Annotated in this window: 23 protein-coding genes; 16 read left to right on the forward strand and 7 right to left on the reverse strand. The window is 67.7% G+C overall.

All coding sequences use genetic code 11. From position 1 onward, the window contains the following. Positions 1-5: 5 nt before the first annotated feature. Positions 6-530 carry an RnfABCDGE type electron transport complex subunit B gene (locus tag BM297_RS13015; protein ID WP_092432201.1) on the reverse strand — a complete coding sequence of 175 codons (525 nt, stop codon included), beginning with the start codon at positions 528-530 and terminating at the stop codon, positions 6-8. 41 nt (positions 531-571) lie between these two features. Then, positions 572-1144: an electron transport complex subunit RsxA gene (gene rsxA / locus BM297_RS13020; protein WP_092432202.1), complete on the reverse strand. Its 573-nt coding sequence runs from the start codon at positions 1142-1144 to the stop codon at positions 572-574. Positions 1145-1227: 83 nt separating this feature from the next. Here rsxA and BM297_RS13025 point away from each other — a divergent pair, with 83 nt between their 5' ends. The 9 genes from BM297_RS13025 (at position 1228) to grxD (ending at position 8595) form a co-directional block, all read left to right on the forward strand. Then, positions 1228-1449 (forward strand): hypothetical protein, encoded by a 222-nt coding sequence (locus BM297_RS13025; RefSeq protein ID WP_092432204.1) that lies wholly within the window; start codon positions 1228-1230, stop codon positions 1447-1449. 145 nt (positions 1450-1594) lie between these two features. Then, a complete protein-coding gene (gene nifL / locus BM297_RS13030) occupies positions 1595-3154 on the forward strand; it encodes a nitrogen fixation negative regulator NifL (protein ID WP_092432206.1) in 1560 nt (519 codons plus the stop codon). A gap of 18 nt (positions 3155-3172) precedes the next feature. Further along, positions 3173-4738 carry a nif-specific transcriptional activator NifA gene (gene nifA / locus BM297_RS13035; RefSeq protein WP_092432208.1) on the forward strand — a complete coding sequence of 522 codons (1566 nt, stop codon included), beginning with the start codon at positions 3173-3175 and terminating at the stop codon, positions 4736-4738. 296 nt (positions 4739-5034) lie between these two features. After that, complete coding sequence (gene nifB, locus BM297_RS13040) at positions 5035-6546, forward strand: nitrogenase cofactor biosynthesis protein NifB (protein WP_092432210.1); 1512 nt, start codon at positions 5035-5037, stop codon at positions 6544-6546. A 42-nt stretch (positions 6547-6588) separates the two neighbouring features. Further along, positions 6589-6867 carry a 4Fe-4S binding protein gene (locus BM297_RS13045; RefSeq protein ID WP_092432211.1) on the forward strand — a complete coding sequence of 93 codons (279 nt, stop codon included), beginning with the start codon at positions 6589-6591 and terminating at the stop codon, positions 6865-6867. Positions 6868-6877: 10 nt separating this feature from the next. After that, positions 6878-7324: an ArsC/Spx/MgsR family protein gene (locus BM297_RS13050; protein ID WP_092432213.1), complete on the forward strand. Its 447-nt coding sequence runs from the start codon at positions 6878-6880 to the stop codon at positions 7322-7324. Further along, a complete protein-coding gene (locus tag BM297_RS13055; protein ID WP_092432215.1) occupies positions 7321-7902 on the forward strand; it encodes a nitrogen fixation protein NifQ in 582 nt (193 codons plus the stop codon). The genes BM297_RS13050 and BM297_RS13055 overlap by 4 nt, the downstream gene beginning before the upstream one ends. Continuing rightward, positions 7899-8258, forward strand: a complete 360-nt coding sequence (locus BM297_RS13060; protein WP_092432216.1) for a rhodanese-like domain-containing protein — start codon at positions 7899-7901, stop codon at positions 8256-8258. The genes BM297_RS13055 and BM297_RS13060 overlap by 4 nt, the downstream gene beginning before the upstream one ends. A 13-nt stretch (positions 8259-8271) precedes the next feature. After that, the gene (grxD, locus tag BM297_RS13065; RefSeq protein WP_092432218.1) at positions 8272-8595 is read left to right on the forward strand and encodes a Grx4 family monothiol glutaredoxin; all 324 of its coding nucleotides are present in this window, start codon (positions 8272-8274) and stop codon (positions 8593-8595) included. 60 nt (positions 8596-8655) lie between these two features. Here grxD and BM297_RS13070 read toward each other — a convergent pair whose 3' ends face one another. Continuing rightward, a complete protein-coding gene (locus BM297_RS13070; protein WP_092432221.1) occupies positions 8656-8919 on the reverse strand; it encodes a glutaredoxin family protein in 264 nt (87 codons plus the stop codon). 129 nt (positions 8920-9048) lie between these two features. Between BM297_RS13070 and BM297_RS13075 the strand changes: the two genes are divergently transcribed. Then, positions 9049-11010 (forward strand): cation:proton antiporter, encoded by a 1962-nt coding sequence (locus BM297_RS13075; RefSeq protein ID WP_092432223.1) that lies wholly within the window; start codon positions 9049-9051, stop codon positions 11008-11010. A gap of 208 nt (positions 11011-11218) precedes the next feature. Next, complete coding sequence (locus BM297_RS13080) at positions 11219-12526, forward strand: OprD family porin (RefSeq protein WP_092432226.1); 1308 nt, start codon at positions 11219-11221, stop codon at positions 12524-12526. A 62-nt stretch (positions 12527-12588) separates the two neighbouring features. On the opposite strand, the gene BM297_RS13085 is transcribed toward BM297_RS13080, so the two are convergent. Continuing rightward, positions 12589-13797 (reverse strand): ammonium transporter, encoded by a 1209-nt coding sequence (locus BM297_RS13085; protein ID WP_092432229.1) that lies wholly within the window; start codon positions 13795-13797, stop codon positions 12589-12591. 597 nt (positions 13798-14394) lie between these two features. Here BM297_RS13085 and BM297_RS13090 point away from each other — a divergent pair. Both BM297_RS13090 and BM297_RS13095 read left to right on the forward strand, forming a co-directional pair. Further along, a complete protein-coding gene (locus tag BM297_RS13090; RefSeq protein ID WP_092432231.1) occupies positions 14395-15615 on the forward strand; it encodes an EAL domain-containing protein in 1221 nt (406 codons plus the stop codon). A 72-nt stretch (positions 15616-15687) separates the two neighbouring features. Next, positions 15688-17019, forward strand: coding sequence for a deoxyguanosinetriphosphate triphosphohydrolase (locus tag BM297_RS13095; protein WP_092432233.1), 1332 nt, complete (start codon positions 15688-15690; stop codon positions 17017-17019). A 67-nt stretch (positions 17020-17086) separates the two neighbouring features. On the opposite strand, the gene BM297_RS13100 is transcribed toward BM297_RS13095, so the two are convergent. After that, positions 17087-17425, reverse strand: coding sequence for a YggL 50S ribosome-binding family protein (locus BM297_RS13100; protein WP_092432235.1), 339 nt, complete (start codon positions 17423-17425; stop codon positions 17087-17089). A 201-nt stretch (positions 17426-17626) separates the two neighbouring features. On the opposite strand from BM297_RS13100, the gene dacB reads away from it, so the two are divergent. Next, positions 17627-19087, forward strand: a complete 1461-nt coding sequence (gene dacB / locus BM297_RS13105) for a D-alanyl-D-alanine carboxypeptidase/D-alanyl-D-alanine endopeptidase (protein WP_092432454.1) — start codon at positions 17627-17629, stop codon at positions 19085-19087. A 199-nt stretch (positions 19088-19286) separates the two neighbouring features. On the opposite strand, the gene rlmKL is transcribed toward dacB, so the two are convergent. Further along, positions 19287-21506: a bifunctional 23S rRNA (guanine(2069)-N(7))-methyltransferase RlmK/23S rRNA (guanine(2445)-N(2))-methyltransferase RlmL gene (rlmKL, locus tag BM297_RS13110; protein WP_092432237.1), complete on the reverse strand. Its 2220-nt coding sequence runs from the start codon at positions 21504-21506 to the stop codon at positions 19287-19289. A gap of 417 nt (positions 21507-21923) precedes the next feature. Between rlmKL and rmf the strand changes: the two genes are divergently transcribed. Then, positions 21924-22139 carry a ribosome modulation factor gene (gene rmf, locus BM297_RS13115; protein ID WP_092432239.1) on the forward strand — a complete coding sequence of 72 codons (216 nt, stop codon included), beginning with the start codon at positions 21924-21926 and terminating at the stop codon, positions 22137-22139. Positions 22140-22231: 92 nt separating this feature from the next. On the opposite strand, the gene BM297_RS13120 is transcribed toward rmf, so the two are convergent. Continuing rightward, positions 22232-23254 carry a quinone-dependent dihydroorotate dehydrogenase gene (locus tag BM297_RS13120; RefSeq protein WP_092432241.1) on the reverse strand — a complete coding sequence of 341 codons (1023 nt, stop codon included), beginning with the start codon at positions 23252-23254 and terminating at the stop codon, positions 22232-22234. A gap of 233 nt (positions 23255-23487) precedes the next feature. Between BM297_RS13120 and BM297_RS13125 the strand changes: the two genes are divergently transcribed. After that, entirely contained in the window at positions 23488-24354 is an 867-nt protein-coding gene (locus BM297_RS13125; protein ID WP_092432243.1) for a DUF6685 family protein, read from the forward strand. Positions 24355-24357: the final 3 nt, after the last annotated feature.

Genomic DNA, 24357 nt, shown 5'->3' on the forward strand with positions numbered 1-24357 from the left:
TCGGTTCAGACGGCCTGGGGCTTGGCCCAGCGCCAGGTGTCCAGGCTCGGTGCCTGCGCGGCGAGGACGATGCAGTCTTCCGGGCAGGCGTCTAGGCACTTGCCGCAGCCGGTGCAGGCGCCGCCCAGCACGCTGTGGATCTGCCCGCTGGCGCCGACGATGGCGTCGGTCGGACAGGCGCGATAGCAGCGGGTGCAGCCGGTGCATTGCGTGGCGTCGATGCGCGCCAGCTGCGGCACGCTCACCTGCCCGGCATCCAGGGTCACGCCTAGCAGCGCGGCGAGCTGCTCGGCCAGGGCCACGCCGCCGGGAGGACAGCAGGTAATCGCTGCCTGGCCTTCGACCAGCGCCGCGGCCGCCGAGCCGCAGCCGGGAAAACCGCACTGACCGCACTGGCTGCCCGGCAGCAGTTGCTCGATTTCCTTGACCAGCGGGTTTTCGTCGCTGACCGCGAACTTGCGCGCCGCCAGGCCCAGGCCACCGCCCAGCAGCAGGCCCATCACCGCCAGGGTCAGGATTGCCACCACCATCTCGCGCTCCTCGCCGGCCTCGGCCGGCCATCAGTGTCGATTCAGATCAGGCCGCCGAAGCCCATGAACGCCATGGCCAGCAGGCCGGCGGTGACGAAGGCAATCGGCGCGCCGGCGAAGGCCGCCGGCACGCTGGCCAGGGCCAGGCGCTCGCGCAGGCCGGCGAAGATCACCATGACCAAGGAGAAGGCCAGCGCCGAGCCGAAGCCGAACAGCCCGGCCTGCAGCAGGCCGTGGTTGTCGCGCACGCTGATCAAGGGCACGCCGAGCACCGCGCAGTTGGTGGTGATCAGCGGCAGGTAGACGCCGAGGGCGCGGTGCAGCGGCGGGCTGACCTTGCGGATGATCAGTTCGATCAGCTGCACCAGCGAGGCGATCACCACGATGTAGGCGAGGATGCGCAGGAAACCGATGCCCAGCGGCTGCAGCACGTGGTGCTCGAGCAGCCAGCTGCTGATGCCGCCGAGGGTCATCACCAGGGTGGTGGCCACGCTCATGCCCACCGAGGGATCGAGCTTGCCGGACACCCCCATGAACGGACACAGGCCGAGGAAGTGCACCAGCACCACGTTGTTGACCAGCACGGTGCCGATCAGAAACAGCAGATAATCCATAACGACCCACCCACTTGGCTGACCTCTGCAGTGCACCCTTGTCGGGCGTGCTGCGCTGTGGGTGTATCTGCAGCAAGCGTGCCATGGCCCGGCGCGCCGACGATCCGCTCGCCCAGGCCCCGGAAAGCTTGATCCAGATCAACGGCGCTGCAGACAAATCCGCGCTGGCCGGCCCTCTGCGCTGGGCCTTTGTCGGCTTTGCGACAGACAACGGCGGCCATCCGCAGCCCCGCGTGGGCTTTCGCACAGGAAAAGCCGGCCAACCGCGGCAAAACCGCTCTGCCAAGCCGCTTTTGCGCGCCTGACCGGCCTCCCGAGCGGCATTTGGCGGCGGCACAGTGTTTGCACAAGTCCCTACACCTGCTGTGCCTTTGTCGCTACCGTGACCTCAGCGTGCCGCAGGCGAGTTCCGCGTTCACTGGTTCTCCGTGGATTGAAGAGGCAAAGCGCATGACCCAGGGCATTCCGACCCGCAGCAACGAGACGCCAGTGGCCAGTGCCGCGAGCGATGAGCTGTTACCCGAGGCATTCCGGCAGATGGCGGAACACGCGCCGATCGCCATTTCGATCACCGACCTCAAGGCCAACATCCTCTACGCCAACCGGGCCTTCAGCAGCATCACCGGCTACAGCCGCGAGGAAGTGATCGGCAAGAACGAATCCCTGCTGTCCAACGGCACCACGCCACGGCTGGTCTACCAGGCGCTGTGGAGCCGGCTGGCGCAGAAGAAGCCGTGGTCCGGCGTGCTGGTCAACCGACGCAAGGACGGCAGCCTGTATCTGGCCGAACTGACCGTGGCGCCGGTGTTCGCCGAAAACGGCGAGACCCTTCATTACCTGGGCATGCACCGCGACAGCAGCGACCTGCACGAACTGGAGCAGCGCGTCAGCAACCAGCGCCTGATGATCGAGGCGGTGGTCAGCGCCGCCCCGGCGGCGATGGTGGTGCTCGACCGCGAGCACCGCGTCGAGCTGTCCAACCCGAGCTTCGCCCGCCTGGCGCGGGAGCTGACCAGCGATGGCAGCGGCGACAGCCTGGTGGCCTTGCTGCGCGAAAATCTCGCCATGCCGTTCGCCGCCCTGGAAGAGGAAGGCCACCCCTTCTCCGGCAAGGAAATCCCCTTCGACCTCGGCGGGTATGCCCCGCGCTGGCTGTCCTGCCACGGCATGGCCATCCATATCGAGGACGAACGGGCCCAGGTGTTCTTCTCGCCCAGCGAGGAACGCTACCTGCTGCTGACCATCAACGACATCTCCGAGCTGCGTCAGAAGCAACAGGACTCGCGCCTCAATGCGCTGAAAGCGCTGATGGCCGAGGAGGAGCTGCTCGACGGCATGCGCGAAACCTTCAACGGCGCCATCCATCGCCTGCAGGGGCCGGTCAACCTGATCGGCGCCGCGTTGCGCATGCTCGAACGGCGCCTCGGCGAGAAGGCCGGCAACGATCCGGTGCTGAGCGCCATGCGCGAGGCCAGCCTGGCCGGCCAGGAGGCGCTGGACAGCCTGTCCGGAGCCATGCCGGTGCGGCGCATCGAGGCGAAGATGCCGGTCAACGTCAACCAGCTGATCCGCGAAGTGATCACCTTGTGCACCGACAACCTGCTCGCCCAGGGCATCGTCGTCGACTGGCAGCCGGCGCTGCGCCTGCCTTGGGTGATGGGTGCGGAAAGCCGCCTGCGCAGCATGATCAAGCAACTGCTGATGAATGCCATCGAGGCGATTGGCCACAGCCAGGTCAGCCGCCGCGAGCTGTTCATCAGCACCCGGGTGGAGAACCAGCAGGTGGTGCGCATGGAAATCACCGACAGCGGACCGGGGATTGCGCCCGAGCTGGTGCTCAAGGTGTTCGAGCCGTTCTTCAGCACCAAACCGCCGCATAGCGCCGGCCATGGCATGGGCCTGGCCATGGTCCAGGAGATCGTCAGCGAACATGCCGGCACCGTGCATATCGACACCAGCTACCAGCAGGGTTGCCGGGTGGTGGTCGAACTTCCCTTCACCGCCAGTTGACCCATGGAGCGCAAGCCGATGAATACCCAGATCGCTCAGCGCCCTGCGCCGACGTCGCGCCCCGACCTCTACGACAGTCAGCTGCAGGCCCTGGCGCGCATTTCCCGCACCCTCAGCCGGGTGCAGCAGATCGAGGACATCCTCGCCCAGATCCTCGCCGTGCTGCACAACGACCTCGGCCTGCTGCACGGTCTGGTGTCGATTTCCGACTCCGGGCATAGCGCCCTGCAGGTCGGCGCCATCCACAGCGACTCCGAGGCGGTGGTCAGCGCCTGCGAGTCGGTGCGCTACCGGATCGGCGAGGGGGTGATCGGCAACATCTTCAAGCACGGCAACAGCGTGGTGCTCGGGCGCATCTCGTCCGAGCCGCGCTTTCTCGATCGTCTGGCGCTCTACGACCTCGAGCTGCCGTTCATCGCCGTACCGATCAAGACCCACGAGGGCAACACCATCGGCGTGCTGGCCGCGCAGCCGCAGGGTCGCGCCGACGAGCTGCTGCCCGACCGCGCGCGCTTCATGGAGATCGTCGCCAACCTGCTGGCGCAGACCGTACGCCTGGTGGTGAACATCGAGGACAGCCGCGAGGTGGCCAACGAGCGCGACGAACTGCGCCGCGAGGTGCGCGGCAAGTACGGCTTCGAGAACATGGTGGTCGGCCACACGCCGTCGATGCGCCGGGTGTTCGACCAGGTGCGCCGGGTCGGCAAGTGGGACAGCACGGTGCTGGTGCTCGGCGAGTCGGGTACCGGCAAGGAGCTGATCGCCAGCGCCATCCACTACAACTCGCCGCGCGCCCACCAGCCGTTCGTGCGCCTGAACTGCGCGGCGCTGCCGGAAACCTTGCTCGAGTCGGAACTGTTCGGCCACGAGAAGGGCGCCTTCACCGGCGCGGTCAAGCAGCGCAAGGGGCGCTTCGAGCAGGCCGACGGCGGCACCCTGTTCCTCGACGAGATCGGCGAGATCTCGCCGATGTTCCAGGCCAAGCTGCTGCGCGTGCTGCAGGAGGGCGAGTTCGAGCGGGTCGGCGGCAACCAGACGGTGCGGGTCAACGTGCGCATCGTCGCCGCCACCAACCGCGACCTGGAAAGCGAGGTGGACAAGGGCAAGTTCCGCGAGGACCTCTACTACCGCCTCAACGTGATGGCCATCCGCATCCCGCCGCTGCGCGAGCGCAGCGCCGACATCCCCGAGCTGGCCGAATTCCTCCTCGCCAAGATCGCCCGCCAGCAGGGCCGTGCGCTGTCGATCACCGACAGCGCCATCCGCCTGCTGATGGGCCACCGCTGGCCGGGCAACGTGCGCGAGCTGGAGAACTGCCTGGAGCGTTCGGCGATCATGAGCGAGGACGGCAGCATCGGCCGCGACGTGGTGTCGCTCGGCGGTCTCGACCACGACAGCCTGCCGCTCGCCCCGCTGCCCGAGATCGACCTGGCCGACGAGGGGCTGGACGACCGCGAGCGGGTGGTCGCCGCGCTGGAACAGGCCGGCTGGGTGCAGGCCAAGGCCGCGCGCCTCTTGGGCATGACCCCGCGGCAGATCGCCTACCGGATCCAGACCCTGAACATCCACATGCGCAAGATCTGAGTCCTCGCGGCTCCTCCCCCCTCTCCCATTCATGGGAGAGGGGCCGGGTCGACGGGCCGCCACACGCTCCCACCCTCACCCCAGCCCTCTCCCGCCAGCGGGAGAGGGAGCAACTCTCTGGCCCCATATCGACGCGCCCTTGTCGCCTATCCGACAAAGCCATGCCCGCGCCCCTGTCGGCTGCCCGACAAAGCCCCTTCGACCCGCGCCAGAAACTCCTTTGAAAACAACGAGTTAACGATTGGGCACGGCGATTGCTCAGTCTCTCGGGACTTTCTCTTTCCCGGAGACCGACCATGGAACTGAGCGTACTTGGGCAAAACGAGGCGGAGCAGCACAGTGCTGGCGGTTGCTCCTCTGGATCCTGCGGCAGCACGGACGATCAGCTTTCCCAGCTGCCGGAACATATCCGCGAGAAGGTGCACAACCACCCCTGCTACTCGGAAGAAGCCCACCACTACTTCGCCCGCATGCACGTGGCGGTGGCGCCGGCCTGCAACATCCAGTGCCACTACTGCAACCGCAAGTACGACTGCGCCAACGAGTCGCGCCCCGGTGTGGTTTCCGAGGTGCTCGATCCGCTGCAGGCGGTGAAGAAGGTCAAGGCGGTGGCGGCGACCATCCCGCAGATGACCGTGCTCGGCATCGCCGGCCCCGGCGATCCCTTGGCCAACCCGCAGCGCACCTTCGAGACCTTCCGCATGCTCAGCGAGGAGGCGCCGGACATCAAGCTGTGCGTCTCCACCAACGGCCTGGCGCTGCCGGACTGCGTCGACGAGCTGGCCAAGCACAACATCGACCACGTGACCATCACCATCAACTGCGTGGACCCGGAAATCGGCGCCAAGATCTACCCGTGGATCTACTGGAACAACAAGCGCATCCGCGGCGTCAAGGCAGCGAAGATCCTCATCGAGCGCCAACAGAAAGGCCTGGAAATGCTGATCGAGCGCGGCATCCTGGTGAAGGTCAACTCGGTGCTAATCCCCGGGGTCAACGACGAGCACCTCAAGGAAGTCAGCAAGATCGTCAAGTCCAAGGGTGCTTTCCTGCACAACGTCATGCCGCTGATCGCCGAAGCCGAGCATGGCACCTTCTACGGCGTAATGGGCCAGCGCAGCCCCGAGCCGGAGGAGCTGCAGGACCTGCAGGACGCCTGTGCCGGCGACATGAACATGATGCGCCACTGCCGCCAGTGCCGTGCCGATGCGGTCGGCTTGCTCGGCGAGGACCGCGGCGACGAGTTCACCATCGACAAGATCGAGGAAATGGACATCGACTACGAGGCCGCCATGGTCAAGCGCGCCGTCATCCACGCCGCAATCAAGGAAGAGCTGGACGAGAAGGCCGCGAAGAAGGCGCGTCTGGCCAGCCTGTCGGTGCCCAAGTTCGACGCCCCGGCCGGCAAGGCGCATCGCCCGGTGCTGATGGCGGTGGCCACCAGCGGCGGCGGCCTGATCAACCAGCACTACGGCCATGCCACCGAGTTTCTCGTCTACGAGGCCTCCGCCAACGGCGTGCGCTTCATCGGCCACCGTAAGGTCGACCAGTACTGCGTCGGCAACGACAGCTGCGGCGAGAAGGAAAGCGCGCTGGCCGGCAGCATCCGCGCCCTCAAGGGCTGCGAGGCGGTGCTCTGCTCGAAGATCGGTTTCGAGCCGTGGGGACTGCTCGAGGAGGCCGGCATCCAGCCCAATGGCGAGCATGCCATGGAGCCCATCGAGGAAGCGGTGCTGGCGGTCTATCAGGAAATGCTCCAGGCCGGCCGCCTGCAGCAGGACGAGGCGCCGCTGCGGGCCAACGCCTGAGCCGCTATCCGGGACAGTTCAAGCGATTCGTGGAGGTGCAAGATGGCGCTGAAAATCGAGGAATCCTGTGTCAACTGCTGGGCCTGCGTGGATGTCTGCCCGAGCGAGGCGGTATCCCCGGGCGGTACGCACTTCAAGATCAGTGCGCACAAGTGCACCGAGTGCGACGGCGACTTCGCCGAGCAGCAGTGCGCGAGCATCTGTCCGATCGAGGGGGCCATTCTGCTGGCCGACGGCAGCCCGGCCAATCCGCCCGGCTCGCTGACCGGCATCCCGCCGGAGCGCCTGGCCGAGGCCATGCGCGAAATCCAGGCACGCTGAGGGCCGGGTCATGACCGCCGTCGTCTTCTACGAGAAACCCGGCTGCGCCAGCAACCGCCGGCAGCAACAACTGCTGCGCGCGGCCGGTATCGACCTGCAGGTGCGCGACCTGCTCGGCGAGGCATGGAGCGCCGAGCGCCTGCGGCCCTTCTTTGCCGGGCGACCGGTGGGCGAGTGGTTCAACCGTGCGGCGCCGGCGATCAAGTCCGGCGCGCTGGATCCCCGGCAGCTGAGCGCCGAGCAGGCCCTGGCGCTGCTGCTGGCCGAGCCGCTGCTGATCCGCCGTCCGCTGCTCCAGCTGGGCGCCGCACACCTGGTCGGCTTCGACCCGGCGGCGCTCAACGCCCTGCTGCCGGCCGCGCAGCAGCTGCCGGCAGCGCCGGATGGCGGCGACGGTTGCGCGCGCGCAGCCCACGGCCACGCCGCCTGTCCGCCACCCCGGGAGTCGCGACCATGATCAGCCAGCCCCTCCCCCGCAGCGCCCAGCCGGCGCCCGCCCGGCGCAGCCCCAATCCTGGCTGGCTGGCGCAGATCCTCCTGGCCCAGCGCAACGGCCACAGTTGCCTGCCGCTGCACCTCGGTCTGGACGCGCTAACTCACGCGGCATTGATCCAGGCCAGCTTTCCCGATCTGGCCAGGCAGTACGGTAGCGCTCCGCCGCGGGCCGAGGAATGCGATGCCCTGCGCGCGGAGTTGCTGGAGCTGCGCCGCGACGAGTGGCAGGAGCTGCGCGACCTGCTGCTCGGCGCACGACGCGGCCGCGAGGCGGAGGAAGAGGCGCTGGCCAGCATCGTCGCCGCCGCCTGCCTGGGCGGCGGCCACCTGTGGCACGACCTGGGCCTGAATTCGCGCGAACAGCTGCGCGAGCTGCTGGAATACAACTTCCCCCAGCTCGCCAGCCGCAACGTGAACAACATGCGCTGGAAGAAGTTTTTCTACAAACAGCTGTGCGAACAGGACGGCGGCTACGTCTGCCGCTCGCCCACCTGCGAAGACTGCCCCACCTACCATGACTGTTTTGGAGAAGAGCTATGAGCGACTTCAAGTGCATCAGCGTCGAACACGCCGAGGCATTGCTGCGCGGCGGGGAGAACGTGATGCTGCTGGACATCCGCGACGCCCGCGCCTACTGCCAGGGACATGACCCGCGCGCCATCCACCTCAGCGACACCACCCTGCGCTCGCTGGTGCGCTTCACCCCGCGCCAGGTGCACCTGATCGTCTACGGCGACGAGGCCCCGGCCAGCGCGGAGATGGTGCGTTTCTTCAGCGACTACGGTTTCGTCAACAGCTACAGCCTCGACGGCGGCTACGCGGCCTGGCAGGCGCGGCGCGGCCAGCAGGCCGGGATGCCGCGCCGCGCGGCCCTGTCCCTCGCCGCCCACGGCTGAAAAGGAAGAGATCATGCAGGTACTGGATACCGAAACGCGCATCCGCCAGCAGATCGCCGACAACCCGGTGATCCTCTACATGAAGGGCACACCCGAGGCGCCGGAGTGCGGCTTTTCCCGCGCGGCGGTGGCGGCGCTGCACAAGACCGGCAAACCCTTCGCCTTCGTCAATGTGCTGACCGCCCCGCACATCCGCGAGAAGCTGCCGAAGATCTCGCAGTGGCCCACCTACCCGCAGCTGTTCGTCAACGGCGAGCTGGTCGGCGGCTGCGACATCATCCTCGGCCTGGAAGCCGACGGCAGCCTGCCGACCTTGCTGGCCGGCGCCCCGGCCTGAGTTGTCCAGCGCCGCCGCACGTGGCGTCACTCCCCGGACGCCACGTGCGGCGGCGCTGCCTTATGCCTCGACCTGCCCCGGCGGGACCAGGCCCAGGAACTGCGCGATATCGGCAGGCGCGAACGGCCAGCCCAGCTCGGCGCCGCTGTCCAGCCGGCGCAGCAGCGGAATGCGCAGGCCGTAGGCCGCCACCCATTCCTCCCGCTCGGCGATGTCGACCAGCTCGATCTGCACGCCCGCGGCGGCGAAGGGCATCAGCACGTCCTCGGCCTGTTCGCACAGGTGGCAGCCGAGGGTTCCGAACAGTTGGCAGGCGGGCAGCATGACATCACTCATGGAGAAGAAACGGCCGGCAGTTTAGCATTCGTCATGCGCGTCTCGACCCCGGACGCCGACGTCCGGGAGCGGGCATCCCGTCTCACCCTGCCGGACCCTTCGCATGGAGCACTGCCGTTGTTCGTCAACCTGCTGATCATCCTGGCCGCCTCGCTGCTGGTCATCGCCCTGTTTCGCCACCTGAAACTGCCGCCGCTGCTGGCCTACATGAGCGTCGGCCTGGCGCTCGGCCCCGGCAGCCTGGGCTGGCTGCAGCACCACGAGGACATGCCGCTGCTCGCCGAGTTCGGCGTGGTGTTCCTGCTGTTCAGTCTCGGCCTGGAGTTCTCCCTGCCGCGCATGCTCGCCCTGCGCCGGGTGGTGTTCGGTCTGGGCAGCCTGCAGGTGATCGTCTGCACCCTGCCGCTGGCCGGCCTGCTGCACCTCGCCGGCCTGGCCCTGCCGGCGGCGCTGCTGATCGGCGGCGGCCTGGCGCTGTCGTCCACCGCCATCGTCACCAAGGAGCTGAGCAGCCTCGGCGAGGTGTTCAGCTCCCACGGCCAGAACTCCATCGGCGTGCTGCTGTTCCAGGACCTGGTCGCGGTGCTGCTGCTGACCATGATTCCGGTGATCGCCGGCGGCACCGAGCAGGCCTGGTACTGGGCCCTGCCGATCACCCTGAGCAAGGCCGCGCTGCTGTTCGCCGGCCTGCTGGTGGCCAGCCGCTGGCTGCTGCCGCGACTGTTCCACGAGGTGGCGCAGGCCAACGCCGCCGAGCTGTTCGTGCTGCTGGCGCTGGTCATCGTGCTGCTCACCGCCTGGCTGACCCACCTGCTCGGCCTGTCGATGGCGCTGGGCGCCTTCCTGGCCGGAATGCTGCTCGGCGAGAGCCACTATCGCCACCAGATCGAAGCCGACATCCGTCCGTTCCGCGACGTGCTGCTCGGCCTGTTCTTCGTCAGCGTCGGCATGCTGATCGACGTCAGCCTGTTCGCCTCCCACGGCCTGCTGATCCTCGGCATGACCCTGGCCCTGCTGCTGATCAAGGGCAGCCTGGTGGCGCTGCTGGTGCGCCTGCGCGGCGGCGACAACGAGACGGCCTGGCGCAGCGGCCTGACCCTGGCCCAGGGCGGCGAGTTCTGCTTTGCCCTGGTCGCCCAGGCACAGCTGGTCAAGCTGGTGCCGGCCGAACTCAGCGGACTGATTCTCGCCGCCACCTTCTGCTCGATGGCGGTCACCCCGCTGCTGCTGCGCGCCGCGCCGCAGATGGCGGCGCGGCTGAGCAAGCGGCCGCATGCCGAAGGCCGTGCCGAGGAGATCGCCAGCGCCTGCGAGGAACACGAGCAGCATGTGCTGATCTGCGGCTTCGGCCGGGTCGGCCAGTCGATCGGCCGCTTCCTGCGCCGCGAGGGCATTCCCTTCGTCGCCCTGGACAACGACCCGATCCGCGTGCAGGAAGCCGCCGCCGGCGAGCTCAGCGTGCACTACGGCGACTCGCGGCGCGGCGAGCTGCTGGAGGCCCTGGGCGTGACGCGGGCGCGACTGCTGGTGGTGGCCGCCGACAACCCCGCCCACGCCCTGGAGACGGTCAAGCAGGCGCGCAAGCTGTCGACGACCCTGCCGATCCTAGTGCGCACCCGCGACGACAGCCACCTGGCCAGCCTGCAGGAAGCTGGCGCCAGCGAGGTGGTGCCGGAACTGCTGGAGTCCAGCCTGATGCTGGCCTCCCATGCCCTGGTGATGCTCGGCCTGCCGGAACGCCGGGTCCAGGCGCGCATCGACGAGGTGCGCCGCGACCGCTACCACCTGCTGCATGGCTTCTATCACGGCACCAGCGCCAACCTGCTCGACCAGCAGGGCCGCCCGCGCATCCTGCTGCACGCGGTCAACCTCAGCGCCGACGCCTACGCCTGCGGGCGCCCGCTGAACGAGCTGCGCCTGAACGAACTGGGCGTCGAGCTGCAGGCGGTGCGCCGCGCCGGCGACGAACTGGCGCTGACCGACAATCCGCTGCTGCGCGAGGCCGACGCCCTGCTGCTGACCGGCACGCTGGACGCCATCGAAAGAGCCGAAGCCCGGCTGCTGGCCGGCACCCAGTAAGGAATCTGCCAGGAGCTAACAGGCCAACCAGTCATGGTTGGCCTGTTAGTTCACCATCAAACGGCTGGAATGCGGCAATTCTCCGCACCAATCGGCGCAGCTCATACTAAGATCACGCAATGTCATCTGACTGACGCAATTCATTCATGCGGCTTTCACATAGAGCTGTTTCCACCTGCCCCAGCGTAAAGACTCAGGAGTATTTCCCATGAACCTGACTCCGCTTGCTCGCGCTGTCGCCTTCGCGACCGTCGGCGCCGCCATGCTCGTGCCCAGCCTCGCCCAGGCGGCCTTCGTCGAAGACAGCAAGGCCAGCCTGGAACTGCGCAACTTCTACTTCAACCGTGATTTCCGCCAGGGACATGACGACGCTCCGGCACTCGGCACCGTGACCGGCAAGGCACCGGAAGTACGCAGCAAGTCGGAAGAGTGGGCCCAGGGCTTCCTGCTGCGACTGGAGTCCGGCTACACCGAGGGCACCGTCGGCTTCGGCGTGGATGCCCTCGGCACCCTCGGCATCAAGCTGGACTCCGGCCGCGGCACCAGTGGCAGCGGCCTGCTGCTGGTCGATCGGGAAACCGGCGAAGCCCAGGACACCTTCGGCGACCTGGGCGTCACCGCCAAGGCCAAGGTCTCCAACAGCGTGCTGAAGGTCGGCACCCTGCTGCCGACCCTGCCGACCGTCACCCGCAGCGACTCGCGCCTGCTGCCGCAGACCTTCCAGGGCGCACACCTGAACTCGCTGGAGATCGACGGCCTGACCCTCGATCTGGGCATGCTCAACCGGGTCAACAACCGCGACTCGCAGGACCACGAGACGATGCTGATCACCAGTGGCGGCCGCCGTGGCATTTCCGTCGCCCCCGGCACCGACAGCGACGAATTCAACTTCGCCAGCGCCAGCTACAAGTGGAACAGCCAGCTGAGCACCGGCTACCACTACGGCAACCTGGAAGACTTCTACCGCCAGCACATCATCAACGTGGTGCACGCGCTGCCGATCGGCGAAGACCACAGCTTCAAGAGCGACCTGCGCTACGCCCGCTCGCTGGATGCGGGCACCAGCAACGTCGACAACAAGGCCATGGGCGCGCTGTTCACCTACAGCCTGCAGGGCCACAGCCTGGGCCTGGGCTACCAGTCGATGACCGGCGAGACCGGTTTTGCCTACATCAACGGCACCGACCCGTTCCTGGTCAACTACGTGCAGATCGGCGACTTCGCCAATCGCGATGAGAAGTCCTGGCAGGCACGCTACGACTACAACTTCGCCAGCATCGGCATCCCCGGCCTGACCTTCATGACCCGCTACCTCAGCGGAGACAACGTCGATCTGGGTGCCAACCGCGCGGAAGGCAAGGAGTGGGAGCGCAACAGCGAGCTGATGTACGTGTTCCAGCAAGGCGCGCTGAAGAACCTCGGCCTGCGCTGGCGCAACGCCACCGTGCGCTCCAACTTCGCCAACGACCTCGACGAGAACCGCCTGATCGTCAGCTACACCCTGCCGCTGTTCTAGGCACCTGACCGGTAACGCAGGAGCCCGCTCTCGAGCGGGCTCCTGCGTGTGCGGGACGGCGCTTACTCGTGGCTGGTGGCGCCGATCTTGTGGATCGACAGGTCCGCGCCGTAGTACTCCTCTTCCTGACTCAGTCGAATGCCCAGGGTGCCCTTGAGCAGGCCATACACCGCCAGGCCGCCGAGCAGCGCCACGACGATGCCCAGCGCAGTACCGATCAGCTGGCTGGTCAGGCTGACGCCGCCCAGGCCGCCGAGCGCGGTCTGCCCGAAGATGCCGCAGGCGATCCCGCCCCACACCCCGCACAGGCCGTGCAGCGGCCAGACACCGAGCACGTCGTCGATCTTCCAGCGGTTCTGGGTGGCGGTGAAGGCCCAGACGAACAGCGCACCGGCAATCGCCCCGGTGAGCAGCGCACCAATCGGGTGCATCAGGTCGGAACCGGCGCACACCGCGACCAGACCGGCCAGCGGGCCGTTGTGCAGGAAGCCGGGGTCGTTGCGGCCGACCAGCAGCGCCGCCAGGGTGCCGCCGACCATGGCCAGCAGCGAGTTGACCGCCACCAGGCCGCTGACGCCCTGCAGCGTCTGCGCACTCATTACGTTGAAGCCGAACCAGCCGACGATCAGGATCCACGAGCCCAGTGCCAGGAACGGGATGTTCGAGGGCGCGAAGGCCACCAGCTTGCCGTCGCGGTAGCGGCCGTTGCGGTGGCCGAGCAGCAGCACCGCGGCCAGCGCCAGCCAGCCGCCGACGCCATGCACCACCACCGAACCGGCGAAGTCGTGGAAGGCAGCGCCGAAGCGCGCCTCCAGCCAGGCCTGCAGGCCGAAGTTGCCGTTCCAGATCAGCCCCTCGAAGAACGGGTAGATGAAGGCGACGATCAGCGCGGTCGCGCACAACTGCGGGCCGAACTTCGAGCGCTCGGCGATCCCGCCGGAGATGATCGCCGGGATCGCCGCGGCGAAGGTCAGCAGGAAGAAGAACTTCACCAGCGCGTAGCCGTGGTCGGCGCTCAGCACGCTGGCCGGCTCGAGGAAGCTCACCCCGTAGGAGATCCAGTAGCCGACGAAGAAGTAGGCCAGCGTCGACACCGCGAAATCGGCAAGGATCTTCGATAGGGCGTTGACCTGGTTCTTCTGCCGCACGGTGCCGACTTCGAGGAAGGCAAAGCCGGCGTGCATGGCCAGGACCATGACCGCACCGAGCAGGATGAACAGGGTGTTGGAACCATGGATCAGGGTTTCCACGGCACTATTGAGGTTTTCCATCGGCGCAGCGCGCTCCTCTGACAAGCAGTAAGGCACCAAAGCGGATCACTGACAGCTCGCCGCGCACTACTGGCGGGCGCGCGCACCATCCGGAAGCACTGATCACGATAGACCAGTCAGCCTGGAAACTCCGGTCAGTCAGGCCAGCTTTGGCAGCTGGTTCTTGTAAATCAAGGGGTTGAGTGCGTGTGGCGACATCCTGTCGGTCATCGCCCCGGCCCCGATGTCGGGCAGGTGCAGGTGCACACGCATCAATCCAATGCAAGCAACATGCCGATACGCACCATCAACTGGCGGGAGTGGCGCAGCAATGTGCACTCGCCGCCCGGCAGCCGACCAGAGCGCCGCCCTCGCGCCAGACGCAGACCATCCGCGCCTGGACGCATGCCTCAATCCGGGCCTCGCGGCACCGAAAGCGCGCGTGGCGGCCCCGCGAGGCGCGGCAGCCAGGCGCCGGCAGGCCCGACGAGGCCAGCCAGGGCACCGAAAGCGGGCACGACCACGCCCACAGCGCCTCTTTCCGCCCGCCGGGGAAAGCTGGCCGCATTCTTGCTTGCTCACGCCATCCGCCCGTGTGGGTCACTGCTGGAGCCTGTTGTGTTCGATGGCCAACCGCTTGCCGTCTTCCAACCCTTTGTCGATACCGCCACCGGCCTGATCGCCGGCGTGGAAGCCCTCGCCCGCCTGCGCGACGACCATGGCCACCTGCGCTCGGCCGGCCCGCTGTTCGCCAGCCCGCACACCGACCAGGGCGCCCTGCGCCGCCTCGACCGCCAGGTGCGCGAGCAGGCCCTGCAGCGCCTGCGACTGGCGCCGCGCGACTGGTTCCTCAGCCTGAACATCTCGCCGCGCTGGATCAGTCGCCTGCAGCCCGGCCAGCCGCTGCCGAGCCTGCGCCAGCTCGACCGGCACCAGGTCGATGCGCGGCGCATCGTCTTCGAGATCACCGAACTCGACGGCGACAGCCCGCGCCTGCTCGACGCCGTGGCGCAATACCGCCAGGCCGGCGCGCGCATCGCCGTCGACGACTTCGGCGCCGGCTATTCGCAGCTCGATCGGGTGCTGGCCCTGCAGCCGGACATCCTCAAGCTGGACATGCGCCTGTTCAAGGACGCCGCGCGCGGCGGCCCCAGCTGCGAGGTGGTCAAGGCGCTGGCGCAGATGGCGGAAAAGACCGGCTGCCAGATCATCGCCGAGGGCGTGGAGAGCGAAGCCGAACTGGATTTCGCCCTGGAGTGCGGCGCCCGCTATGTGCAGGGCTTCCTGTTCGCCGAGGGCCAGGCGCTGTTCCCGGCCGCCGACGCCTTTGCCCGCCGCTTCGCCGCCCTGCGCGACCGTTACGTGCTGGGCAAGCTGGCCGAACGCGCGCGGCTGATCGAGCTGCGCCGCCAGCTCGGCGAACTGATGGGCCGCCTGCGCCCGTGGGCGGAAAGCCGCGCCGGTGCCAGCGCCCTGCCGCTCATGAAGGAGTACCCGTGGCTGCTGCGCATCTACCAGTGCGACCGCAGCGGCGCGCAGATCACCCCGAACTTCGACCGCCAGGGCGATGGCTGGCGCGAGGATCCCAGCTACCTGCGCCACAACTGGTCGTGGCGCCCCTACTTCCACCAGCTGCTGGCCGAGGGGCTCGACGAGTGGCGGCTGACCCTGTCCCCCACCTACCGCGACGTCACCAGCAACCAGTACTGCCTGACCGCCGGCCAGTGCATCGACCACGGCCGATGCCTGCTGCTGGTGGATATCGACGCCGCCGCCCTGAGCGCCTGCCCGCAGCCGGCCGGCCTGCACCCGGTCCCGTTCGGCCTCACCGGCTCCTGAACCGGCGGCGGGGCTTGCAGGCCGGCGCGCCAGCCAGCAAGCTGGAGTCTCCGCGATTGCTGAGGATCTCCCTTGGACTGGCACACCCTGCTTACCCGCGAACGTTTCGGCAAACCCGCACAGAGTTCGGAAGAACTCGGCCGCAGCGCCTTCCACAAGGACCACGACCGCATCATCTTCTCCGGCGCCTTCCGCCGCCTGGGGCGCAAGACCCAGGTGCATCCGGTGTCCAGCAACGACCACATCCATACCCGCCTGACCCACAGCCTGGAGGTCGCCTGCGTCGGCCGTTCGCTGGGCATGCGCGTCGGCGAGATCCTCCGCGACGCCCTGCCGCGCTGGTGCGATCCCAGCGATCTGGGGGTGATCGTGCAGTCCGCCTGCCTGGCCCACGACATCGGCAATCCGCCGTTCGGCCACTCCGGCGAGGACGCCATCCGCCACTGGTTCCAGCAGGCCGACGAGCGCGGCTGGCTGGATGCGCTGAGCGAGGCCGAGCGCGCCGACTTCCTCGGCTTCGAGGGCAACGCCCAGGGCTTTCGCGTGCTGACCCAGCTGGAGTACCACCAGTTCGACGGCGGCACCCGGCTGACCTACGCCACCCTCGGCAGCTACCTGAAGTACCCCTGGACCGCCCGGCACGCCGACGCCCAGGGCTACAAGAAGCACAAGTTCGGCTGCTACCAGAGCGAGCTGCCGCTGCTCGAGCAGATCGCCCGCAAGCTGGGACTGCCGCAGCTGGACAACGAACGCTGGGCGCGCCACCCGCTGGTCTACCTGATGGAGGCGGCCGACGACATCTGCTACGGCCTGATCGACCTCGAGGACGGCCTGGAGATGGACCTGCTCGACTATCCGGAGGTCGAGGCGCTGCTGCTCGACCTGGTCGGCGACGACCTGCCGGAGACCTACCGCCAGCTCGGCCCGCGCGACTCGCGGCGGCGCAAGCTGGCGATCCTGCGCGGCAAGGCCATCGAGCACCTGACCAACGCCGCCGCGCGCGCCTTCGTCGCCCAGCATGACGCCCTGCTCGCCGGCAGCCTGGAGGGCGATCTGGTCGAGCACATGCACGGCCCGGCCAAGCAGTGCGTGCTGCGCGCCAAGAGCCTGGCGCGCGAGAAGATCTTCCAGGACAAGCGCAAGACCCTGCACGAGATCGGCGCCTACACCACCCTGGAAATCCTCCTCAACTCCTTCTGCGGCGCCGCCCTGGAGCAGCATGGCGGGCGCACGCCGTCGTTCAAGAACCGGCGCATTCTCGATCTGCTCGGCAACAACGCCCCCGATCCACACTGGCCGCTGTACAAGGCCTACATGCGGGTGATCGACTTCATCGCCGGGATGACCGACAGCTACGCCACGGAAATGGCCCGCGAGATGACCGGCCGCTCCAGCCCGGTGTGAGCCCTCCGAAAACGCAAAAGCCCCGCGACACGTTCAGTGGCGCGGGGCTTTTGCACGAATCAGGCGATCAGGCGTTGATCGACTTTTCCGGATACCAGGCGTCGGCCAGCGCGCCGATGGTGTAGCTTTCCAGCTCGCTGCGGCCCTTGAGCCAGGCGTCGACCTTGCCACGCTGCTCTTCGCTGACCGAGCCACGCTTGCCCAGGCAGACCATGCCGAACTCGTCGCAACCGATGAAGATCATGTCGTTGGCGCTGATCGCTTCCTGGAGGAACTGCTGCAGGAAGGCGTCGGCGGCCGCCTCGTCGAGGTCTTCGCGGTAGTTGAGCAGCAGCTCGAAGCCGAGTTCCTGGAACTCGTCGACACACAGTTTCTTGCGCAGACGACGGGAGCGGTTGGTAGCCATGGGGTGAATCCTTGAACTGGTGGGGATGCGGCACTCTACCAGCTTCCGCACGGCAGGCCCATGACAGGCTGACCGTCCGGCTCGAAAAGCCACGGAATAGGGCCTTTGCGGCTTATAATGAAAAATGTCTATTCGTTCACGCATGTGAGCCTTCCCATGTCGTTTCGTTCTTCCCTGTCCTTGCTCGCCAAGGTCCAGAAAATCTGCCGCCCGCTGCGCCTGCTCAGCCTGGCCGGCCTGCTGCTGCCCGCCACCCTGCCGCTGCCCGCCAGCGCCGCTACCCTGCCGCCGCGGGTGGAACAGGCGCTCAAGGCTGGCAAGCTGAACAGCGATGCGCTGTCGCTGGCGGTCATCCCGCTCACCGGCCCCGGCAGCGCCAGCTACTTCAACGCCGACGTGTCGGTGAACCCGGCCTCGACCATGAAGCTGGTCACCACCTATGCGGCCCTCGAGCTGCTCGGCCCGACCCACCAGTGGAAGACCGCCTTCTACACCGACGGCCCGCTGCGCAACGGTGTGCTGCAGGGCAACCTCTACCTCAAGGGCGGTGGCGACCCCAAACTGACCATGGAGCGGCTGTGGCTGCTGCTGCGCGATCTGCGCAACGCCGGCGTGCAGCAGGTGCAGGGCGACCTGGTGCTGGAGCGCAGCCACTTCCGCACCGACGGCCAGACGCCCTTCGACGACGATGGCGGCGATTCGAGCAAGCCCTATCTGGTCGAGCCGGACGCGCTGATGGTCAACCTCAAAACCCTGCGCCTGATCGTCCGTGGCGAAGCCCGCGGCGCGGCCGTGCAGGTCGAGCCGCCGATCCCCTACATCAGCATCGACAACCGGGTGAAGGTGACCGCCGCATCCGCCTGTCCGGGCTGGCCACAGGTGACCTACAACTTCCAGCCGCAGGCGGATGGCAGCCTCAACGTGGTGGCCAGCGGGCAGATTCCGGAAGGCTGCAGCGGCCAGCGCTACCTGTCGCTGCTCGACCATCCGGCGTTCACCGGCGGCACCGTGCGCGCGCTGTGGAGCGAGCTGGGCGGCACCATCACCGGCCGCGACCGCCTGGGCGCCACCCCGGGCAACAGCCGCCTGCTGGCCCAGGCCTGGTCGCCGGACGTGGTGGAGGTGATCCGCGACATCAACAAGTACAGCAACAACACCATGGCCCGCCAGCTGTTCCTGTCGATCGGCGCGCGCCACCGCCTGCCGGGCGATGGCGACGATGCCGCCGCCGCCTACCGGGCCATCGACCAGTGGCTGGGCCGCAAGGGCATCCGCGCACCCAACCTGGTGATCGAGAACGGCTCCGGGCTGTCGCGCCGCGAGCGCATCACCGCGCGGGAGATGGCCGCCATGCTGCACGCCGCGTGGAAGAGCCCGTATGCCGCCGAGTTCGTTTCCTCGCTGCCGCTGGCGGCGATGGACGGCACCCTGCGCAAGCGCATGCGCAACACCCCGCTGGCCGGCAATGCGCACCTGAAGACCGGCACGCTGAACAACGTGCGCGCCCTCGCCGGTTTCAGCCGCGACGCCCAGGGCCACACCTGGGCGGTGGTGGCGATCCTCAACCACCCGCGGCCGTGGGGCGCCTCGGCGATCCTCGACCAGGTCGTCCAGGAACTGTACCGCCAGCCGGACATCCTCAGCGCCGGCCTGCAACGCTGAGCCCGTAACACTGAGCCCGCAACGACAAAGCCGCCTGCCCGGGACACCGGACAGGCGGCTTTTTCATGCCTGGCAACTCGCGCAGCCAGACAGGGTGGCCAACTCGCGCCAGCGATTGTCCGCCTTCGGCGGCGCAGGGCAGCGGTAGAAGATCGCTGCGCGAGTCTTCTACCCTACCCCTTGCGGCCAGGACACCCTCCTAGCGGGCAGTCAGACGCCAGGCGCGGTGGATCTTCGGGTTGCGGGCGAAGTCCGGGTCGAGGGTCTGCGCACTGATCTCCTCCACCGCATAGCGCTGCTCCAGCGCCGGATCGAGCTGGAACTTGCGGAAGTTGTTGGAGAAGTACAGCACGCCGCCCCTGGCCAGGCGCGCCATGGCCAGATCGATCAGGTGCACGTGGTCACGCTGCACGTCGAACACGCCTTCCATGCGCTTGGAGTTGGAGAAGGTCGGCGGATCGATGAAGATCAGCTCGTATTCGTTCCGATCGGCCTCCAGCCACTCCATCACGTCGCCCTGCTCGAGCTTGTGCTTGTCGGAGAAGCCGTTGAGCGCCAGGTTGCGCCGCGCCCAGTCCAGGTAGGTCTTCGACAGGTCGACGCTGGTGGTGCTGCGCGCGCCGCCCTTGGCCGCATGCACGGTGGCGGTCGCGGTGTAGCAGTACAGGTTGAGGAAGCGCTTGCCGGCCGCCTCGCGCTGGATGCGCATGCGCAGCGGACGGTGGTCGAGGAACAGGCCGGTATCGAGGTAGTCGGTCAGGTTGACCAGCAGCTTGACGCCGCCCTCGCTGACCTCCATGAAGCGGCCCTGCTGGTCCTGGCGCTCGTACTGCTTCTTGCCGGCCTGGCGCTCGCGGCGCTTGATCACCACCCGCGCCGGATCCATGTCCAGCGCCTGGGGAATCGCCGCCAGGGCGTCGAGCAGGCGCGCCTGGGCCTTGTCCGGATCGATCGAACGCGGCGGCGCGTATTCCTGCACGTGCACCCAGTCGCGGTACAGGTCCACCGCCAGGGCGTATTCGGGCATGTCGGCATCGTACAGGCGGTAGCACTCGACGCCTTCCTTGCGCGCCCACTTGCCCAGGGTCTTGAGGTTCTTCTGCAGGCGGTTGGCGAACATCTGCCCGCCCTCGGACAGGCGTGCCGGTTCGCTGCGCACCGCCGGCGGACGCTCGACCAGCTGGCCGCCGATCATCCGCGCCTGGCTCGGCACCGGCTGCGTGGCCGACTCGTTGCGCCCGGTGACGAACTGCTCGGGCAGCACCTTGAACAGCAGCAGCTTGCACGGCAGCGCGCCGTTCCAGAAGGCGTACTGCTTGTGGCTGCGGATGCCCATGCGCTTGCCCAGCTCCGGGGCGCCGGTGAATACCGCCGCTTCCCAGTTCAGGCACGCCTGGCGCAGGCGCTCGCCGAGGTTCTGGTAGAGATACAGCAGGCTGGCTTCGTCGCCGAGGCGCTCGCCGTAGGGCGGGTTGCACACCACCAGGCCCTTCTGGTTCTGGTCCGGACGCGGCTCGAAGGTGGCCAGTTCGCCCTGGTAGATCTTCACCCACTCGGCCAGCCCGGCGCGCTCGACGTTGTTGCGCCCCGGCTGGATCAGGCGCGGATCGGCCTCGTAGCCACGGATCCACAACGGCTCGCGGGCCAGGCCGGCGGCGGCGCGCGCCTCGGCTTCCTCGTGGAGTTTCTTCCAGATGGCCGGCACGTGACCGAGCCAGTTGGAGAAGCCCCACTTCTCGCGCTTGAGGTTGGGGGCGATGTCGGCGGCGATCATCCCCGCCTCGACCAGGAAGGTGCCGACACCGCACATCGGGTCGGCCAGCGCGCCGCCCTCGGCGGCGATGCGCGGCCAGCCGGCACGGATCAGGATCGCCGCGGCGAGGTTTTCCTTGAGTGGCGCCGCACCCTGCTGCAGGCGGTAGCCGCGCTGGTGCAGGCTGAAGCCGGACAGATCCAGCGACAGCACCAGCTCGCCGCGCTCGAGACGCGCGTGGATGCGCAGGTCGGGCTCGTACTTGTCCACCGACGGGCGCTCGCCGGACGCGGTGCGCAGGCTGTCGACGATGCCGTCCTTGACCTTGAGGGCACCGAAGTGGGTGTTGTCGATGCCGGCGCCACGCCCGGAGAACTCCACCGCCAGGCTGCCAGTGGGCAGCATGTGCTCGCTCCAGTCGATCGAGCGCACCGCCTCGTAGAGCATCTCGGCGTTGTCCACCGGGAAGCGGCCAAGGACCAGCAGCACACGGTTGGCCAGGCGCGACCACAGGCACAGGCGATAGGCGGTTTCCAGGCTGCCCTGGCCCTGCACGGCGGCCACCTGCGAGCGTCCCTCGAGCAGGCCCAGTGCGTTGGCCTCCTCGAGCAGCAGGGTTTCCAGGCCCTTGGGACTGGTGAGAACGAGTGGGTACAGATCTGACATGCAGTAATCCAGGGGCAGGGCCCGTAATGGCCAGAGGGCGGAGCCCGTAATGGGTAATTGATTGTAACGCCGGGTTACAGGCAACCCTTCGTCGGAAGATGGCCGCCGGCAGTGGCGACCCTCCTCAAAGTGTTCAGTATCGGTACAAAGTCTGCCACAACGCGAGCCAGCGGGTGCGCCAGGCGATGGCCGAGGCGACTTCTTATAGTCTAGATACCATTTTGATTAAGCCCTTATGACAAAACGATCATTCACAGGATCGTGGGCATTGGTTAGAACTGAACTCAGTCCGCAGCCGCAAGAGCTGCGGAATTTGCTCGCCACGCCGGCAGCGGGCAGCACGCAAGTGGCAGACAATCTGCCTGGCCTCCAAGAGGCCAACGGGACAGTACAGTCAACGAACGAGGGCAATACCCGATGAGAAGACTTAAGCGTGATCCGTTGGAAAGAGCCTTTTTGCGCGGTTATCAGTATGGCGTCAGCGGGAAATCCCGTGACATGTGCCCCTTCACCCTTCCCACCGCTCGCCAGGCCTGGCTCAGCGGCTGGCGCGAAGGGCGTGTCGACAACTGGGAGGGCATGACCGGCGCCGCCGGCGTTCATCGTCTCAACGAGCTACACGCTGTCGGCTGAACCTGACTCCGGTTCAGCCCACCAACACCGGCTTTTTCCATCCATCCTCGCCAGGGCTCCTTCGGGAGCCCTGTTCTTTTCCGGCTCGCCGCTTACGGCTTGCCGGATGCCGCGATGGCATCCACCGCGGCACGGATCAGCGCCGGCCCCTTGTAGATGAAGCCGGAGTAGATCTGCACCAGGCTGGCACCGGCGGCAATCTTCTCCGCCGCATGCACGCCCTCGGTGATCCCGCCCACCGCAATGATCGGCAGACGCCCCGCCAGCTCACCGGCCAGCACGCGGACGGTGTGGGTGCTCTTGTCGCGCACCGGCGCACCGGACAGGCCGCCGGCCTCGTCGGCATGCGCCAGCCCTTCGACGCCCTCGCGACCGAGGGTGGTGTTGGTGGCGATCACCGCATCCATGCCGGTGTCCAGCAGGGCGCGGGCGACCAGCACGGTTTCCTCGTCGCTCATGTCCGGGGCGATCTTGATCGCCAGCGGCACGCGGCGGCCATGGCGCGCGGTCAGCTCTTCCTGGCGCACGCGCAGGGCCTCGAGCAGCTGCTTGAGCGAGTCGCCGAACTGCAGGCTGCGCAGGCCGGGGGTGTTCGGCGAGCTGACGTTGACCGTCACGTAGCTGGCATGGGCATAGACCTTGTCCAGGCCGATCAGGTAGTCGTCCACCGCGCGCTCGACGGGGGTATCGAAGTTCTTGCCGATGTTGATGCCCAGCACGCCGCGATACTTGGCCGCCTGGACCCGCTCCAGCAGGTGATCGACGCCCTGGTTGTTGAAGCCCATGCGGTTGATGATCGCCTCGGCCTGCGGCAGGCGGAACAGCCGCGGCTTGGGATTGCCCGGCTGCGGCCGCGGGGTGACGGTGCCGATCTCGATGAAGCCGAAGCCCAGCTGGGCAAAGCCGTCGATGGCGTCGCCGTTCTTGTCCAGACCGGCCGCCAGGCCGACCGGATTGGGGAATTCCAGGCCCATCACCGTCACCGGCAGGCGCGGGGTCTGGCAGACCAGGCGATTGAGGCCGAGTCGGCCACCGGCACCAATCAGGTCGACAGCCAGTTCGTGGGAGGTTTCCGGATTCAGTTTGAACAGCAGCTCGCGAGCCAGAGCATACATGGGCAGGGGTCATCAGCAGGTCATCGGGGCGCAGATTATAGCCCAGGCGCCGCTGCCGGGCGAAGTCGCCGCCGCCCATCCGAAAGCGGCCGTTTCCGGCACCAGCGATGCGCCAGCATTTTTTCGCAAGGCGAAGTCGGTTAATCTTGACGTCTGTTAGGCCGCTGCCGGCAGGCGCCATCCGCCACAGCACCTATAACTTATCTGTATGCAGGAAGCATTCAGGCGTGCACATGTCCTCTTTTTCTCTGATCGATCGTCTTGCAGGCATGCTCGGCCTCTTCGGCCTGGCGCGTCGCGGCAGTCAGCAGCTGCGCGAGCAGGCTGCCCGCCTGCGCCTGCCTTTCGGTCCGCTGCCGGAAGTACCGGACAGCATCTGGTGGCAGGAGGGCCCACCGTTGCAGCGCCTGGCCGATCTGCCCCGCAGTGCGCTGTCCGGGCCGGTCCAGGAGGACAAGGCGGCGGCTCACGCGGCACTGCGCGCCCTGATCACCCTGAACGCCCGGCCGATCAGCGAGTTCGACCTGCGCTGGGTCGACGGTCTCGGCGGTGCAGCCGAGCCGGGCGCCCGCTTCACCCGCTTCGAGGACTATGCGGCCTCACCGGCCTGCCGCAGCATCCGCCTGATCAGCTACAAGGACTTCAGTCGCACCCTGGCGCAGGCCCTGCCGCATCACGCCAGCGGCGAAACCCTGCACCTGCGCCAGGCCAACTGGCGCGGGGAGCGCTACTTCTGGAGCGGCGAGCAGGCGCCGCAGGCCTTCGCCTGTGCGGTCGCCTATGCCCGGCGTCGCGGCCTGACCCTGCAGATGCCGGCGGTGCTCAGCGAATACCGCCTCAACCGCGGCGGGCTCGAGCAGCTGGAAAGCGGTTACCACGTCCTCGCCATGCCCGCCGCCGCCTGGAGCGATGCGCGCTTCATGCGCCTGCTGCTCACTGGCATGCCCTACTCGCGCCTGGCCCTCCTGCGCGACAGCGGCGGCCCGGAGTTTCTCCTCCTGCCGCGTACCCAGAGCGAGGCCAACGCCCTCGGCGAGGGGCTGCGCGAGGCCGGCGCCGCCGACGTCTGCGCCTGGCTGCGCGCCCTGCTGCCGAACTGACTC

The sequence above is a fragment of the Geopseudomonas sagittaria genome (genome assembly GCF_900115715.1).
GTDB classification, from domain to species: Bacteria; Pseudomonadota; Gammaproteobacteria; order Pseudomonadales; family Pseudomonadaceae; genus Geopseudomonas; species Geopseudomonas sagittaria.